Annotated in this window: 19 protein-coding genes; all 19 read left to right on the top strand. The window is 31.3% G+C overall.

Annotation, left to right across the window (positions count from 1 at the left end; genetic code table 4):
• Positions 1 to 56 precede the first annotated feature (56 nt).
• The 19 genes from ftsH to nusG all read left to right on the top strand — a co-directional run bounded on the left by ftsH (position 57) and on the right by nusG (position 17,000).
• The gene (gene ftsH / locus G319_RS0101840) at positions 57 to 1,991 is read left to right on the top strand and encodes an ATP-dependent zinc metalloprotease FtsH (protein ID WP_026389425.1); all 1,935 of its coding nucleotides are present in this window, start codon (positions 57 to 59) and stop codon (positions 1,989 to 1,991) included.
• 87 nt (positions 1,992 to 2,078) lie between these two features.
• A complete protein-coding gene (locus G319_RS0101835) occupies positions 2,079 to 2,942 on the top strand; it encodes an Hsp33 family molecular chaperone HslO (RefSeq protein WP_026389424.1) in 864 nt (287 codons plus the stop codon).
• Between the two features lie 426 nt (positions 2,943 to 3,368).
• Positions 3,369 to 4,247 carry an ABC transporter ATP-binding protein gene (locus G319_RS0101830; RefSeq protein ID WP_051350862.1) on the top strand — a complete coding sequence of 293 codons (879 nt, stop codon included), beginning with the start codon at positions 3,369 to 3,371 and terminating at the stop codon, positions 4,245 to 4,247.
• A gap of 124 nt (positions 4,248 to 4,371) precedes the next feature.
• Positions 4,372 to 4,686 (top strand): DUF1904 family protein, encoded by a 315-nt coding sequence (locus tag G319_RS0101825; protein WP_026389422.1) that lies wholly within the window; start codon positions 4,372 to 4,374, stop codon positions 4,684 to 4,686.
• A gap of 1 nt (position 4,687) precedes the next feature.
• Positions 4,688 to 5,668: a tRNA dihydrouridine synthase DusB gene (gene dusB / locus G319_RS0101820; RefSeq protein ID WP_026389421.1), complete on the top strand. Its 981-nt coding sequence runs from the start codon at positions 4,688 to 4,690 to the stop codon at positions 5,666 to 5,668.
• A 4-nt stretch (positions 5,669 to 5,672) separates the two neighbouring features.
• Positions 5,673 to 7,178: a lysine--tRNA ligase gene (gene lysS / locus G319_RS0101815; protein ID WP_035358778.1), complete on the top strand. Its 1,506-nt coding sequence runs from the start codon at positions 5,673 to 5,675 to the stop codon at positions 7,176 to 7,178.
• Between the two features lie 169 nt (positions 7,179 to 7,347).
• Positions 7,348 to 7,782 carry a 30S ribosomal protein S6 gene (rpsF, locus tag G319_RS04635; RefSeq protein WP_051350859.1) on the top strand — a complete coding sequence of 145 codons (435 nt, stop codon included), beginning with the start codon at positions 7,348 to 7,350 and terminating at the stop codon, positions 7,780 to 7,782.
• Between the two features lie 30 nt (positions 7,783 to 7,812).
• Positions 7,813 to 8,286 carry a single-stranded DNA-binding protein gene (locus G319_RS0101805; RefSeq protein WP_035358776.1) on the top strand — a complete coding sequence of 158 codons (474 nt, stop codon included), beginning with the start codon at positions 7,813 to 7,815 and terminating at the stop codon, positions 8,284 to 8,286.
• A gap of 21 nt (positions 8,287 to 8,307) precedes the next feature.
• The gene (gene rpsR / locus G319_RS0101800) at positions 8,308 to 8,535 is read left to right on the top strand and encodes a 30S ribosomal protein S18 (RefSeq protein ID WP_026389418.1); all 228 of its coding nucleotides are present in this window, start codon (positions 8,308 to 8,310) and stop codon (positions 8,533 to 8,535) included.
• Between the two features lie 159 nt (positions 8,536 to 8,694).
• Positions 8,695 to 9,141, top strand: coding sequence for a hypothetical protein (locus G319_RS09185; protein WP_051350858.1), 447 nt, complete (start codon positions 8,695 to 8,697; stop codon positions 9,139 to 9,141).
• Positions 9,142 to 9,254: 113 nt separating this feature from the next.
• Positions 9,255 to 9,698 (top strand): 50S ribosomal protein L9, encoded by a 444-nt coding sequence (rplI, locus tag G319_RS0101790; RefSeq protein WP_026389417.1) that lies wholly within the window; start codon positions 9,255 to 9,257, stop codon positions 9,696 to 9,698.
• A 1-nt stretch (position 9,699) separates the two neighbouring features.
• Complete coding sequence (gene dnaB / locus G319_RS0101785; RefSeq protein ID WP_026389416.1) at positions 9,700 to 11,043, top strand: replicative DNA helicase; 1,344 nt, start codon at positions 9,700 to 9,702, stop codon at positions 11,041 to 11,043.
• A gap of 68 nt (positions 11,044 to 11,111) precedes the next feature.
• Entirely contained in the window at positions 11,112 to 12,557 is a 1,446-nt protein-coding gene (locus tag G319_RS09180) for a hypothetical protein (protein WP_026389415.1), read from the top strand.
• Positions 12,558 to 12,687: 130 nt separating this feature from the next.
• Positions 12,688 to 13,611 (top strand): ECF transporter S component, encoded by a 924-nt coding sequence (locus tag G319_RS04625; RefSeq protein WP_035358774.1) that lies wholly within the window; start codon positions 12,688 to 12,690, stop codon positions 13,609 to 13,611.
• Between the two features lie 5 nt (positions 13,612 to 13,616).
• Positions 13,617 to 14,951, top strand: coding sequence for a cysteine--tRNA ligase (gene cysS, locus G319_RS0101765; RefSeq protein WP_280123365.1), 1,335 nt, complete (start codon positions 13,617 to 13,619; stop codon positions 14,949 to 14,951).
• A 1-nt stretch (position 14,952) separates the two neighbouring features.
• Positions 14,953 to 15,699 carry a 23S rRNA (guanosine(2251)-2'-O)-methyltransferase RlmB gene (rlmB, locus tag G319_RS0101760; RefSeq protein ID WP_026389412.1) on the top strand — a complete coding sequence of 249 codons (747 nt, stop codon included), beginning with the start codon at positions 14,953 to 14,955 and terminating at the stop codon, positions 15,697 to 15,699.
• 67 nt (positions 15,700 to 15,766) lie between these two features.
• Entirely contained in the window at positions 15,767 to 15,925 is a 159-nt protein-coding gene (gene rpmG, locus G319_RS0101755; protein WP_026389411.1) for a 50S ribosomal protein L33, read from the top strand.
• Entirely contained in the window at positions 15,925 to 16,335 is a 411-nt protein-coding gene (gene secE, locus G319_RS04620) for a preprotein translocase subunit SecE (protein WP_156902660.1), read from the top strand. The genes rpmG and secE overlap by 1 nt, the downstream gene beginning before the upstream one ends.
• Before the next feature lie 11 nt (positions 16,336 to 16,346).
• Entirely contained in the window at positions 16,347 to 17,000 is a 654-nt protein-coding gene (gene nusG, locus G319_RS0101745; protein WP_026389410.1) for a transcription termination/antitermination protein NusG, read from the top strand.
• The last annotated feature ends 53 nt before the right edge of the window (positions 17,001 to 17,053 follow it).

Raw genomic sequence — 17,053 nt, 5'->3', positions numbered from 1 at the left:
AAGGCCACTTTTTATATGGTATTATTTAACTATATTTATCTGGAAGGGGAAATAATATGAAAAAGAAAAAATCATCACTTTGATTCTGACTTATTTTGTTATTAGTTTTAATAATTGTTACAACAGTTATTTGAATGACATCTAAAGGTTCAGTTCAAGGATTACTACTAACTGATTTTGCTGACTTAGCTAATTTAAGTCCTGAGCAAATTCAAAATGTTACTGTTCAATACACATCTGCTGGAACAGCACACATTTCTGGTTTAATGCAACAAGGTGGAGGATGAGTTAAGTTTACAACTAATGGTTCTATTAGTGCATTTGAGGGCTTAATTGACATCGCAATCCGTGGAGGTTGACAAACAGTTCCTTACTCAGGTTCAACTGCTGGTGCATTGATTTCATCAATGTTGCCAATGTTGGTATTAATCGTTATTTATGGACTAATGTTCTGAATGATGACAAAAGGCGGAGCTGGAGCTGGTGGAGCTTCAGGAATGTTTGGAATGGGAAAAAACAAAGCCCGTCAAACAAAATCTGATATTAAATTCTCAGATGTTGCTGGAATTGAAGAAGAAAAAACTGAATTAGTAGAATTAGTTGATTACTTAAAATTCCCTAAAAAATATGCGGATGCTGGAGCAAGAGCACCTAAAGGTGTTTTAATGGAAGGTCCACCAGGTACTGGTAAGACTTTACTTGCTAAAGCTGTTGCTGGAGAAGCTGGAGTAGCATTCTTCTCAATCGCTGGATCAGAATTCGAAGAAATGTTCGTAGGGGTTGGAGCAAGTCGTGTTCGTGAAATGTTCTCAGACGCTAAAAAAGCTGCACCTGCAATTATTTTCATCGATGAGATTGATGCAGTTGGACGTAAGCGTAACTCAATGTCAGGGACAGGTACAAATGAACAAACACTTAACCAATTATTGGTTGAGATGGATGGATTTGGAACTAACTCTGGAGTTATTGTTATGGCTGCAACAAACCGTGCAGACGTATTAGACCCTGCCCTTTTAAGACCTGGTCGTTTTGACCGTGTTATCCAAGTTTCTTTACCAGATATTAAAGAACGTAAAGCTATCTTAGAATTACATGCTAGATCTAAAAAAATTAGTTCTTCTGTTGATTGACATAGAGTTGCTGAAAGAACACCTGGTTTCTCTGGTGCTCAATTAGAAAACGTATTAAACGAAGCTGCTATTTTAATGGTTCGTGAGAAAAAAGATATTATTACAATTGTTGAAATTGATGAAGCTATTGACCGTGTAGTTGGTGGACCAGCTAAAAAATCACGTGCGATGACTTTACAAGATAAAAAAATTGTTTCTTACCATGAATCAGGACATGCTTTAATTGGTCTTAAATTAGAAAGCGCTTCTAAAGTTCAAAAAGTTACAATTATCCCTCGTGGAAACGCTGGTGGATATACAATTATGACTCCTAAAGATGAAACAATCTTCTCATCAAAACAAGATTTATATGCAACAATTGCCGGATACCTAGGTGGACGTGCAGCTGAAGAAATCATGTTTGGTAAAGAATATGTTACAACTGGAGCTCACGATGACTTAGATAAAGCTACAAACATTGCTAGAAGAATGGTTGTTCAATTTGGTATGTCAGAATTAGGATTAACAAAATACCTAACTGATGCTGAACAATCATATGGAAAAATGGAAGGTACTTACTCTGATGAAACTGCTGATAAGATTGATAAAGAAATTAACCGTATCTTAGAAGAAGCTTATGTATTGGCTCTTAAATTAATTAGAGAAAATATGGAAACATTAGAATTATTAGCTGAATCATTAAGTGTATTAGAAACTATTACTGCTGAACAAATTGATTACATTGACAAAGAATGTAAATTACCAAAAGAAGTTTTAGAAGAAAAAGCTAAATATCAAAAAGAACAGGATAAAAAAGATGCTGGTGAAATCATCGACATCGATTTAGATGACGTTCTTGATGAAGAAACAGATGCTGAATAATTTTTAAAAATTAATATATAATCTAAATAACGAAGCGCTTATAGTCGCTTCGTTATTTTTATACAAATAAAAGGAGAACATATATATATGGATATGAGAATTAGAGGTATGAGTTCAAAACATAATGCTAAAATATCAATCGTTGATATTTCAGAATCTATGAGAACAATTACGGAGTTACAAAACTCAAACCCATTAGCAGCAATTGCGTTGTCAAAATTTACAGCAGCAAATGCTCTAATCGGAATGGAATTAAAAAACGGTGAAAGAATGACTGCCAACATCACAACAACTGATGGGGCAATTGGTAAAATGATCACTGAGTTCCAAAACAATAAAGTTAGAAGTTATGCACAAAGAAATAACTTTGATCCAACAGGTTTATTTGAAGGTGTTGAAAATCCAATTATTAAAACAGTTGGTACACAAGGTCAATTATTAGTTTCACAAGACTTAAACATGAAAGACCCTTATGTATCAAGTACTGATTTAGTTGATGGAAGTATTGACTTAGATTTCATGAACTACTTCAAATCATCAAATCAAGTTCAATCATTTATTACAACAAAAGCTGTTTTAGATAAAGATATGAAAGTTAAAAAAGTTGTCGGAATTTTAGTACAACTGTTACCTACTCACACTGATGAAGATATAGATTATCTTGAAACAAAAATTGGGAATAGTGCCTATGTTGGCGATATCTTAATCGAGTCTACAAACTATGAAGCATTAATTAATGAAATCATTGATGATGCTGTAATCTTAGAACAATTCGAACTGAAATTTGAATGTACATGTTCAGAGGAAAAAACTTTGAACTCAATCAAAATGTTAGGACAAGATGAAATAAAAAGCATTATTGAAGAAGGAAATAACGTAGAAGTTGTTTGTGAATTCTGTAATACAAAATTCGATATTGGAATTGAAAAGTTAAAAGACCTAATCGATTAATGTTTATTTATTATGATAGAATAATCAAGACATTGTTTTAAAAATATAACAGGAGGTTTTCGTATGAATGAAAATTACCTTTCAAGATTAAAAGCTATGCTTGAGCAAGCTAATTTAAACTTAGAAAATCAAGAATATTCTGAATTGGACGAAAATCCGAAGAAGGAAAAAAATATCAGTTTAATAAAAGGGGCAATCTCTGAAATCGAACAAAAGATTGAAGATGCTCAAAATGGTAATAATATATCAAGAATTGGAGAAGTCGAAATGGCTAAAGACATCATAAAAGAAGAAGTTGTTGTTGAAACACCTAAAGCTAAAAAAACTACAAAAACTGTAGAAGCGAAAATCGATACAAAAGATATTAAAAAAGAAACAATCAAACCAGTTAAAAAATCAAAAGAAGATACTGATGCTTTTGACGTAATGGGTGATCGTGAATTTATCGTTATTGAAGACGAAACTAAATACGAAGAAGGTATTAAAGGTTTAAAACAAAAAGAAAAACGTCGTAAACAATTAACATCTAAATATTCTAAAGATATCTTAGATGGCGCAATTATTACAACTCAAAATTTCAAACCAGAAGTATCAAAACACGTTTATGAATTAAAAAATGTAAGAAAATCATACATCACAGGAGATTTAGAAACACCTGTTCTTAAAGGTATTGATATTCAATTAGATCAAGGTGATTTCATTGTTATTCTTGGACCATCTGGATCAGGGAAAACTACATTCTTAAACATCATTTCTGGATTAGATAAAGCTAGTGAAGGAGACGTATTTGTTTTAGGGTCAAACTTAACACTATTAAAAGATTCACACTTAACAAAATTCCGTCGTCGTAATGTTGGTTTCATTTTCCAACAATATAACTTATTAACTAACTTAACAGCTAAAGAAAACGCTGAAGTTGGGGAAAACTTATCAAGTAATAAATCAGGTATGGATATTGACACAATTTTCGATACAATCGGAATGAAAGAACAAATGCATAAATACCCACACCAAATGTCAGGGGGACAACAACAACGTGTATCTATCGCACGTGCGTTAGCGAAAAACCCTAACATCTTATTTGCCGATGAACCAACAGGGGCTTTAGATGAAGAAATGGGACGTAAAGTTCTTGAAATCTTAGTTAAAGTTAACCGCGAATACAAAACAACTGTTGTTGTTGTTACTCACAACCCCAACATTGCCACAATTGCAAATACTGTAATTCACATCAAAAATGGTTTAATTGACAAATTAGAACACAACAAAAAACCTGCAGATCCTTCAACAATTGATTGATCTTAATCAAATCACCTACGGGTGATTTTTTTATTATCTAAATAGTTTGTGTTGTTTCCTTATGTTTATTGTCTTTTACCCTATAAAAAGTTAAAATAAAATAAATATGCAAAGATAAAGGAGATAGATTATGCCAATTTTAAAATTTAGTGGAATATCAGAAAAAAGAGTAGAAGAATACTCAAAAAAAATTAATGAAATCGCACAACTTGTTGTAGCTGATCCTGCAAATATTATGTTTATTGCAGAAGGATCAAAGATTTTCCCTGAACAAGGCAAGCAAACTCCAATCTATGTAACTGTAGAATGAATGGCTCGTCCAGACAAAGAACAACTATTAACAAATCACCTAGTTGAATTTTTCAAAGAAGATAGTGAAAAGGTTTCTGTTTTCTTTACTGAAATTAACGGTAAGTTTTACGTAAAAGGGAACAAGGTAGGTTAAGATGTTCAAAATAGGAAATGTAGAAATTAATGGTAAAGCAATTCAAGGGCCAATGGCTGGAATTTCAAACGAACCCTTTAGAGTTATTGCTAAAGAAAAAGGGGCTGCATTAGTAGTTGCTGAAATGGTTTCAATTGAAGGTATGGTTCATGAAAACGCTAAGACTTTTAGTATGCTTGGAGTTAACTCTGAAGAGCACCCAATGAGTATGCAAATATTTGGAAATGATGTTGAATCATTTATTAAAGCAACAAAGTGAATTGATCAAAATGTTGATTGTGATATTATCGACTTAAATATTGGTTGTCCAGCACCTAAAGTGGCTGTCAGATCAGCTTCGGGATCAAGTTTATTAAAAACACCAGATTTAATATTTGATATTGTTAAGGCAGTTGTAGAAAACACAAAGAAACCTGTAACTGCAAAGATTAGACTTGGATGAGATAAAGATAGTGTTAATGCTGTTGAAGTTGCTAAATTAATTGAAAAAGCAGGAGCAAGTGCGATTGCTGTTCATGGAAGAACTAGATCAGAATTTTACACAGGTCATGCCGACTGAGAAAAAATTAAAGAAGTTAAAGATGCTGTTTCAATTCCTGTAATAGGAAATGGTGATGTAGTTGATGCAAAATCTGCTAAAAAAATGTTGGATGAAACAGGTTGTGACGCGGTGATGATATCACGTGCATGTCAAGGTAACCCATGAATTTTTGGGCAAGTAAATCACTTCTTAGAAACAGGACTTGAACTTGAAGGCCCAAGCATTGAAGAATGAGAAGAAACTGTAGTTAAACATGCAGAAATGTTAATTAAGATTAGAACTGAAGAATGAGGGATGAGAGAATTCCGTAAGCACTTAACTTGATACTTAGATGTTTTACCTAAGAAATCAAATATTAAAGAGCTTAAAGAAAAATCAAATCACATCGAAACTTTGAATGATGCAAAAGCAATCATTGAAGAGTATAAAAAAGGAGAATAGACAAATGGCTATCGAAGAAAGAAAATTCACAGAACAAGAACTTGTTCGTCGTGAAAAATATGCAAAATTAGTTGAAGCTGGTAAAGACCCATTTAAAATTTCTAAATATGTTAGAACAAACACATTAACAGAATTAAATGAAAAATTTGGTAGCTTTACAAAAGAAGAATTAGCAAATATGGATCAAGAAATTGTTTCAGTTGCCGGAAGAATCAAATTATATAGAGAAGCTGGTAAAAAAGCTGCTTTCGTAAATATTGATGATCAAGATGGTTCAATCCAACTTTATGTTAGATTAGATGAAATTGGTGAAGAAGACTTCGCTGACTTTAGAGAATTAGACTTAGGAGATATTATTGGTATTAAAGGTATCATGATGAAAACTGATCACGGAGAATTATCAATTCGTGCTAAAGAATATGTTTTATTATCAAAAGCTTTAAGACCATTACCTGATAAACATGCTGGTATTCAAGATATTGAAGAAAAATACAGAAGAAGATATGTTGATTTAATTATGAATCAAGACGTTAAAAAAACTTTCCAAGCAAGAACTAAAATCATCAGAACATTACAACAATTCTTAGATAACAAAGGTTACATGGAAGTTGAAACTCCTATTTTACACTCATTAAGAGGGGGAGCTGCTGCTAAACCGTTCGAAACTCACTACAATGCATTGGATACTGATGTATACCTACGTATTGCTACAGAATTACACTTAAAACGTTTAATCGTTGGTGGATTCGAAGGAGTTTATGAAATTGGACGTATCTTCAGAAACGAAGGAATGTCAACAAGACACAACCCAGAATTTACATCAGTTGAATTATATGTTGCTTATGAAGATATGTTCTTCTTAATGGACTTAACTGAACAAATTTTCAGAGCATGTAATATTGCTGTTGGAAACCCAGATGTAATTAATTATGGTGGTCATGATTTAGATTTATCAAAACCATTTGCAAGATTACACATGGTTGATGGAATTAAAAACGTAACTGGTGTAGATTTCTGAAAAGAAATGACAGTTGAAGAAGCTATGAAAATAGCACAAGAACACAAAGTTCAAGTGGCTAAACACGAGCAAACTGTTGGGCACATCATTAACTTATTCTATGAAGAATTTGTTGAGTCAACAATTATTGAACCAACATTTGTTTATGGTCACCCAAAAGAAATTTCACCATTATCAAAAGCTAATGCTGAAGATCCAAGATTCACAGACAGATTCGAATTATTTATTGTCGGAAGAGAATACGCTAATGCCTTCTCAGAATTAAATGATCCAATCGATCAATATGACAGATTCAAAGCTCAAATTGCTGAAGAAGCTGCTGGAAATGATGAAGCAACAGACTTAGACTTAGACTTTATTGAAGCTCTAGAACACGCAATGCCACCAACTGCTGGTATTGGGATCGGAATTGATAGATTAGTTATGTTATTAACAAACTCTGAATCAATCAAAGATGTTTTATTATTCCCACAAATGAAACCAAGAGATTAATACAAAAATAAGAGGTATTCCCTCTCATTTTTTTGTTTTTTAATAATTCAATTTTAGTTATCTCATTGTGGAAAACTCCCAATTTATAATATATAATCAATATTGCGAGTTAATTACACGGATTAACTCCTTGGCCCAAAGGCCCAAAGACCATAAGGAGGATATATTTATGATTAGAAAATACGAAATTATGTATATTTTAGATCAAGACGTTACTGACGCTGTTGCTTTACAAACTAAATTAAACAACATCTTAGCATCAGACGGAAAAATCATCGAAAGTGAAGAATGAGGATTAATGGACTTCGCTTACGAAATCAACCACAAGAAAAAAGGAATTTACTCAGTTGTTATTGTTGAAACATCAACAGCAGCTGTAGCTGAATTTGAACGTGTGGCTGGTATTGAAAAACACGTTGTTAGAACTTTAGTATTAAATACTGAAAACGTTCAAAACTATGAACAAACAACTAAGTTATCAAAAACTGACATGACTAAATTCGAAGAAGAACGTCGTGAAAGAAGAAACTTTAAAAAACCATTTAACAAACCAACAACAAACGAAGCTCCAAAAGCTGAAGTTAAAACTGAAGAAGTTAAATAGTATATTTAAATACGAAAGAAGGACATCATTATGAATCAAGTATGTTTAATTGGTAGAATTGCCAGAGACATTGAATTACGTGACACTTCAACAGGTTCTAAATTTGTTGGGTTCACATTGGCTGTTTCAGACTACAGTGGAGGAAAAGAGTATACAAACTTTATTCCTTGTGTAGCGTGAGACAAACAAGCAGAAAATATGGCTAGATTCCTTAAAAAAGGAAGTCAAGTCGCTGTTACAGGACGAATTTCAGTAAGAAATAACAATACAGACGGTAGATACGAAACTATCGTAAATGTAAACGCTGACCGTGTAGAATTCTTAGACAGCAGAAGCGGTTCAAACGATCAACAATCATCAAACAACACATACACAAAAAACGATTCTAACTTCGATTTAGATCAAGTTAACGGTTTTGCAAATCAACAAGCACAACCTATTAATGATTCTTCAAAAGAAGATGAAATCATCTTAAGTGATGATGAATCTGTACTATGAGATTAATTACAGAGGAGAATAAATTTTATGCAAAAAAAATTCATTAAAAAAAGAAAAAAAGTTAATTTCTTTGCAAAAAACAACATTAAATACATCGATTACAAAGATGTAGATATGTTAAAAAAATTCATCTCAGGAAATGGACAAATCTTACCAAGAAGAGTTACTGGAACATCTCCAAGAGATCAAAGAAATTTATCATTAGCTATTAAAAGAGCACGTCAAATGGGATTATTACCATACGTTGTTGATTAATAACAAATCATAAAATCGCTTAGGCGATTTTTTTATTATTTAAGTCAAAGATAACAAAAATTAGTTTCTAAAATATTGAAATCACATGTTAATATGGAGTTGTGAATTAACAGGTAACTTTTTTATTTTTTCACCCTAATACTATATGGGAGGAATATTATGAAAAAGAAATTAGTTCTATATAAGTTGAAAGTCAATGAAGAGGGTGAAATTACAAGAGAACACCCCATAGGTCTTAAAGATGCTTTAAAATCACTTTCAAACAAAGAAAAGGATGAATGATCTGCAAAGATAAAATTAGAGGCCAAATTATTTTGCGATGAGTATTTAAAGGTAGAAAAGACGAAAATGAAAGTAACAAACAAACAAGTATTAGATGCCGTTAACAACTTGTCTATAGAATTCGAAGTTTTCAAAAAAGAAATCAGGCAAGAATTGGACGAGTTCAAAGCTGAAATTCGCCAAGAAATGAAAGACTTTAAAGAAGAAATAAGAAGTGAACTTAGAGAGTTTAAACGAGAAGTTTGCTTAAGATTAGATAGATTGGAAAAATCTGTATCCAGACTAAATATCAAAGTTTTTGGTCATGATGATTTCGATGATTAAAAACAAATTTTAAATCGCCGCAGCGATTTTTTTATTTCATAAATATCTTATATATGTGAAATAACATCACTTTTTATAATAGAATTATATGTAAAGAAGAGGAGACTGATTTTATGAAAGTTATATTTTTAAAAGACGTAAAAGGACAAGGGAAAAAAGACGAGGTTAAAAACGTTTCTGATGGTTACGCTAAAAACTTCTTACTTCCACAAGGGCTTGTGAAGTTGGCAACAGAAAACAGTTTAAAAACTCTAAACACAAAATTACAAACAGCTGACGAAGAAAAACAATTAGCTAAAGCTGAAACTATGCAACTTAAAAAAGTTATTGAAGAAACAACTTTAAATTTTAAATTACAAATAAAAGATGGAAAAGCTTTTGGTTCAATTTCTAATCAAGATATTACTAACCAATTATTAAATGCTCACAAATTAGAAGTGGACAAAAGAAAATTTAAAAACTTTTCAAACCTAAATACTATCGGATTACACTATGTAATTATTAAATTAGATTTTGGTATTGAAGCAAAATTAAAAGTAGATGTAAAGGAAGCCTAAAATGGAACAACAATTTGAAACAAAAAATGTAGTATTGGATGAATCTGAAAAGATTGTTCTTGCAATTGCTATGCATTCTCCAAATGCGCTACCCGATATTTTAATGCGCCTTACTGCAGATGATTTCTATTTTGGTGCTCATAAATTAATCTATAGTGCTATTCAATCTTTAAATGAAGATTCAAGAGAAATATCATCAACTACAATAGCGTTATTATTAGAAGAAAAAAAACAACTTGGTCAAGCCGGGGGACCTGAATTAATTAATGCTGTAAGTGGTTACTTTTACACTGATGAAGGGGTAGAAGATTACATTGATATCGTTTTTAGAGCAAGTATGGCTAGAAAATTTGATGCAACTTTATTACAAATTCAAGAATTAAGAAAAACAAACCCAAACTTAACCGAAGTATTAGATCAAGCTCAAAGAGATTTATTAGAAATTGATTTAGATGCTAAGAAATCAGATGTTATTTCAATTGGTGGGTCTGTTAAAGATGTTATTGCTAAAATTAGAGATCTAGAACAACGCGATGCAACTCTTACTGGAGTTACAACTGGTTTTTCAAAACTAGACAAAATTACTTCTGGTTTACAACCATCAGACTTCATTATTTTAGCTGCTCGTCCCTCAATGGGGAAAACTGCATTTGCTTTAAACCTAGCATATAATGCTGCTACTCAAGGAGATAATGGTGTTGCCATTTTCTCAGTAGAGATGCCAGCAGAACAATTAACTCAACGTATCTTATCAACAATGACTTCGATTGAATCAACTAAGTTAAGAACTGGTAAAAATCTTGACCGTCAAAACTGAATTGATATCACTTCAGCAAATGACAGACTTCAATCAACTCACATTTACATTGATGACACTCCGGGTGTTACTGTTCAACAAATCCAATCTAAATTACATAAACTAAAGCGTGATCACAACATCACTTTATGTGTTATCGATTATTTACAATTAATTACAACTCCGGGTTCAAACGGAAGTGATCGCCAGAATGAGATTTCTAATATTTCACGTCAATTAAAACGTATTGCTCGTGATACTGGTGTTTCAATTGTCTGTTTATCACAACTATCTCGTAGTGTTGAAAAACGTGAAGATAAGAGACCTATTATGTCAGACTTACGTGACTCTGGAGCTATTGAACAAGATGCTGATATCATCATGTTCTTATACCGTCCAGAATACTACCAAAACAAAACAGCTGATGAATTAATTGCTGATCCAATTTCTGAAACAGAATTAATTATTGCAAAGCACAGAAATGGTTCTACAGGAACTGTCGAACTTTCATTTAATAAGGCTTTTGGTAAATTTATAGATATGAATTAAGGATATTTAAATATCCTTTTTTTATTGTATAATTAATAAATAGAGTGCCTATATGGGAGGAACATATTATGAAAAAACTTATAGCTTCATTAATGTCATTAACAATTGCTGGAACAGCTGCTGCAACAGTGGTTGCTTGTGGTGTTAAAGCATCAACAGTTGAAATGGTATTTAGCGAAGGAAATGCCTTCAGAATTAAAGATGAAGATGCTATTTCAAAAACAATGAAAGAACTTTTAAAAGAACCAACAGATGCAACAATTAATAAATATTCATTACAATCAGCTAATGGTGGGGCTTACAACTGAAGTGCAGGTTTCATTCCTTACTCAACTTTAATGGCTGAAACTTTACAAATCTTAAACTATAACTTAGCTGGTATGTCTTCAAAAACTGAACAAGTTGAAAATGTTAGAACAACTTTCCGTGGAAATGAAGCGGTATCAGAAACTAAAATTAATACTATTTCAGTTGATGGTAACTACTTAAATGAAGAAATTGACGGAACACAAGTGGATTTCTACAACAAGTACCAATCAACAACAATCAACTCATTTAAAGGGCTATACGACTTATATACATTTGCTCAAGAAAACAAAGATGCAAAAATTGAATCTGCTGGTGCTAAAGCATCATTAGATATGATAAATGCAACAATGGCTGATAATGCTGATGCTCAAGCATTCTTCGAAAGTTACTTATCATTAACTAAAAAAGGTGAAGCTACTAACTCAGTGTTTAAAAGTGCTGAATTAACACCTGGTGATATTACAACAACTTCTTCACAATCTTCTGTCTTTGAAGCTAATAAAGATAAAGCTCAAGCTGAAGGAATGTCATTTAAAGATGCAAATAAAGGAATTAAAGATCCAACTGATGAAGAAGAGAAAAAAGCTCCAATGCATACTTCAAATGATAAGTTCAACCCATATACTTTAAAAACAATCAAACAAGATAATGAAATTAGCGCCGGTGTTATTGATCAAATTCAATTAGAATGAGTTGATGCTCCTGAAGCTGAAAAAGCTAAAGATCCTGCTTTTGCTACAAATGATTGAGAAACAATAGTATTTGATGGTGATGCTTCTAAATTAAAAATTCAAGCAGCAGCATTTGAAAAAGAAATTAAAGAAAAAGATAAACCAACAAGAACAGAGACTAGAACAATCTTCAATACAAGAAAATCAGTTATTTCTTCAATAACAACTGATGCAACAATGAAATATGTATACAACACAGATCTTGATGCAGATAGTGGAACAACTGATTATGAAATTACATTCAAATTAGAAGGTTTACAAGCCGTTTACTACCCACGTGTTTCTACAGTTACACTTGAAAAAGAAGATGGTAAAAAAGTTAATCAATTACAAATCAACTGAGTATTCAGAGGATACCAATTCAATGACGAAGTTGATACAATGTGAATGTCTCCTAAAGATAGAGATGAAGAAAAAAATAATTCAAAATTCAAAAATTTCAAAATTAGTGATTTAGAAATTAAAAAAGCTTAATAAAAATATGGTTCAAACCATATTTTTTTATTTCAAAAAGTATATGGTTGGTGTATTAATGATGTTGAAAAACAAATATAATAATCTAGTATCTATAAAATTATAGAAATTAAATGTAAAGGAGATAAAAATGCGCAATATTAGTGATTTTTTACTAACTGGTAACAATCTAGCTTACGTATCTGCTGGTATCACTTTAGTATCGGTTCTTCTTTATATCATTTATACAACTGTTGACTACAGTTATAAAAAGAAAAGAAACATTCCTTTTAAAGGGATCAAATTTACAACTAAAAATATTACATACATCGCAATGATGGTAGCGGTATCAGTTTCTATAACTGTTGTTATATCTATGACCCTTCCAATTACTGTTTTCCCGCCCGTTAGAGTGGCTTTCGAAGGAATCATGATTAAGATTACCGGAATGATATTTGGACCTGTTGTAGGTATCTTAGTTGGTCTTGTGACTGAAACGTTAGCTATGATGTTCGTCCCATCATATATTCACATTGCTTACTTCTTGGTAGCTCTTGGTTTCGGATTCTGAAGTGGACTTGGTTCATTTGCATTTGATTGAAAAGGAAAATTTAGATGATTAACTCTTTCAATCATTTCAGCTTTCTTTGTGATTGCTACGGTTTCAATATTCTTTATTTTGAAAACAGCTGTTCAAAATGATGATTTCACACCTAAATTCTTTGGAGTGGAAATATCAAAAGCATTCTATCCGGTTTTATTTGTCTTGATGATGACTATAACCTTGGTGGTTATTTACATTTTATGTGGGGTTCTAGTCATAACCAGAAAATCAAAATGATTAGACATAGTTTTACCAATCATACTTATTTGTGCTGTTACAGAAATCCTATGTTCAGTACTATTGGCTTCTTGAGGTGATCAAGGATTCTTAGGAGTTGAAGCTGACGATGGTGGATATATGTCAATGGTTACTTTACGTATAGTACAAGTGCCAGTTAAAATATTATTTAATACAGCTGTTTTAACAACTGTTTATTCAGTTTTAAGACCATTAATTAGAAATACTAAATAGAAAGGGTGATTACTATTAAACTTTATGATTCGTTAAAATCTATAACAAATGATTTAGATAACAAAAAAATTAATATTTATTCATGTGGTCCGACTGTATACAATTACATTCACATTGGAAATGCAAGACCAAGTTTATTAGTAGACACTCTTGTTAGATATTTAAAAAGTAGAAGTGTTGACGTAAATTATTTACAAAACATTACCGATATCGATGACAAAATAATAAATAGGGCAATTGAAGAAGGATTAACTGAAAAAGAAATTTCTACTAAATATATGAATGCGTATTTAGATGACTTAGATGCTATGAACGTTTTAAGACCAACTCAACTAACGCCGATTTCTGACAAGTTAGATTTAATGTTAACTTACATTGAAGATATGGTAAAAAGTGGTGATGCCTATGTTGTTGATGGAGATGTATATTTTGATATTAAGAAATGAGAATCAAAATATGGTCAGTTATCAGGTAGAAAAATTGATGAACTGATATCTGGTGAACGTGTTGAAGTTGAATTAAAAAAACACAATCCATTAGATTTCACTTTATGAAAGAAAACTGATGTTGGAATTAAATGAGATTCAGTATTTGGTCCAGGGAGACCTGGATGACACACTGAATGTGTTTTATTAATTGATGATTACTTCAATGGTGAAACTATCGATATTCATGCTGGTGGAATTGATCTAAAATTCCCTCATCATGAAAATGAAAGAATTCAATTTTGAGCTCACAACAATAAAGAGTTAGCTTTAAACTGAATGCACAATGGACACTTAACTTTAGAAGATGAAAAAATGTCTAAATCATTAGGTAATACTATTTTAGCTAAAGACTTTATTGCTGAACATGGGCCAAACTTATTGAGATGAATTTTCTTAACAACATATTATCGTCAACCTTTAAATATTAATGAATCTTTAATTGGTCAAGGTAAAAAGTTCTTCGATAAAATTTCAAACATCAATAAAAAAGTGATTGCTCATTTAGTGATGAATGATTATGTAATAACAAATAAATTAGATGATTCAATTATTGAAGAATTTAATACGCATATGGACAATGACCTTAATACTTCAAGAGTGTTAACATTACTTGAACAAATTGTTAAAGACTTAAATAAGTCTTTAACTGAAAAAGAATCTATTAAAATTGACCAATATATTTCATCAATGAAATATATTTTGGATACTTTAGGATTCATAGATTTAATCAACATTGATTTTACTGAAGAAGATAGAGAAATCTTCAAACAATGAAAAGAATTATTAAATCAAAAAGATTTTGCAAAAGCCGATGAGCTTAGAGCAATCTTAATAGAAAAGAAATTGGTGTAACATGGAACAAGAACAATTAAATTTAATATATGGGAGACATGCAGTTGAAGAATTTATTCAAAAGCACCCGAAAATGATCAGAAGAATTTGAGTTAGAGACACAAAATATGTTGATGGGATTTCTCAAATTCAAGAATTCAAAATCCCTGTTAAAAAAGCAGACGAAATTGAAATCGAAAAATTATTCATGGAGTATGTAAACCACCAAGGAATAGTGGCTGAAGTTAAAGAGTACAACTATGTACCTTTCAAAGAAGCTGTTGAAAAATTAAATCAAAAAGAAAACGGTTTAGTAATGTTGCTTGATCAAATTCAAGATCCACACAACTTTGGAGCAATCTTAAGAAGTGCTAGTTTACTTGGTGTTGATTCAGTAATTATTCTAGATAGAAAACAAGTTCTGGTTAACTCAACTGTTGTTAAAACAAGTGCTGGAACAGTTTATGATTTAAACATTACTAAAGTTAATAACTTGAGCAATGCGATCAAAGAATTGCAAGACAATGGTTTCTGAGTTTACTCAACAAACTTAAATAAAGATTCAGTTGATGTTAGAAAAGTTGATTTTGCTAACAAATCAGTTATTGTAATTGGAAACGAACAAAAAGGTGTTTCTGATTTAGTGACAAAAAATAGTGATATGAATATTTTTATACCATCAACTAAAACAATTGATTCATTCAATGCATCAGTTGCTGCGGCATTAGTATTATATGAAGTTGCTAATAAAATAGGCAAATTAGATTAATTGGTTGGTAAAAGTTGTATCGAAGCAATCATTCTATATAATAATAAAGATAAGGAGGATAATAATTATGCCGAAAAACACTAGAAAAATAATCTTAGTATGTGAAGATTGTTTAAACAGAAATTATTCTCTTACAAAAAGTACTTTAACTCAAAAAGAGAGATTAGTATTAAAAAAATACTGTTCAACATGTGCATCTCACACAATTCATAAGGAATCAAGATAATGTCTGAGAAGATTTCTAAGCAAGCTAAAGCAGAAGCTAAAGCTGCTGCTAAGTTTGAAAAAAGTGAAGCAAAGAGATTAGTAAAACTTGCTAAAAAAAGTACTGAACAGTCAACAGAATTTAATGATGAACAAGTAAATTCAAACAAAAAAACAAAACAAAAAATTTCAAAAGAAACAAAACAAAAAATCAAAGTTAAAAAAGAAAAAGAAAAGTTTAATTGAAAATTAGCATTCAAAGAATTCCCAATTAAAATGGCGAAGGAAGTTAATAAAATTAAATGATCTGGTAGTGACAATCTAACAAAGAAATATATTACAGTAGTCATCTTTATGCTGATATTCGCCGTATTATTCTACTTTGTTGATATGGGACTACAAGAACTATTCGTTTTAATTAAAGTTATTTAGAGGAGCAAAATATGTCAAACATCGATTTATTAGAATTAGAAGACGAAATCTTAAGCGCCAAAGGTCAATGATTCGTTATTAACTGTAACACAGGGCACGAAGATAAAGTGCACAGTGATTTAACACAAAAAATCAAAACTTCAAACTTAGAAAACGAAGTTTTTGATGTAAGAATTTCAAAAGGGATGACTACAACAAAAGCTGGAAAACAAGTTAACAAAAACAGATTCCCTGGATATATTTTCATTAACATGATCATGTCTGAAAAAGCATGATTCATCGTTAGAAATACACCGGGAGTTACTGGATTCATTGGATCATCAGGAAGAGGTGCAAAACCTTTCCCATTAACAACTGCTGAAGTATTAAGAATGTTAATGCCTGAAGAAGAAATCGTTGAAGTTGTAGTGGAAGAAACTGTAACTGAAACTCCTAATGCTGCTAAACCAAAAGGTGAAGCTGTGGCTAAAAAAGTTCTTAAAACTGCTGATTTTGAAGTTGGAGAAATCGTTGGAATTAAAGATGGTCTTCACAAAGGTGAAGAAGGTGAAGTTAAAGAAATGGATTACTCAAAAGGAGTTGCCATTATCGCTATTGAAATGTTTGGAAGATACACAACATTAGAAATTTCATTTGACCACGTTCAATCATTAAAAGAAGATTAATAAATGAAAAGGTGCGAATGCACTTTTTTCTTTTTTTATGTATAATTATAGAA

Origin of the sequence: Tullyiplasma multilocale ATCC 49900 (assembly GCF_000483165.1) — a bacterium.
GTDB classification, from domain to species: Bacteria; Bacillota_I; Bacilli_A; order Mycoplasmatales; family Mycoplasmataceae; genus Tullyiplasma; species Tullyiplasma multilocale.
This window is presented reverse-complemented; position numbering and strand designations above follow the sequence as displayed.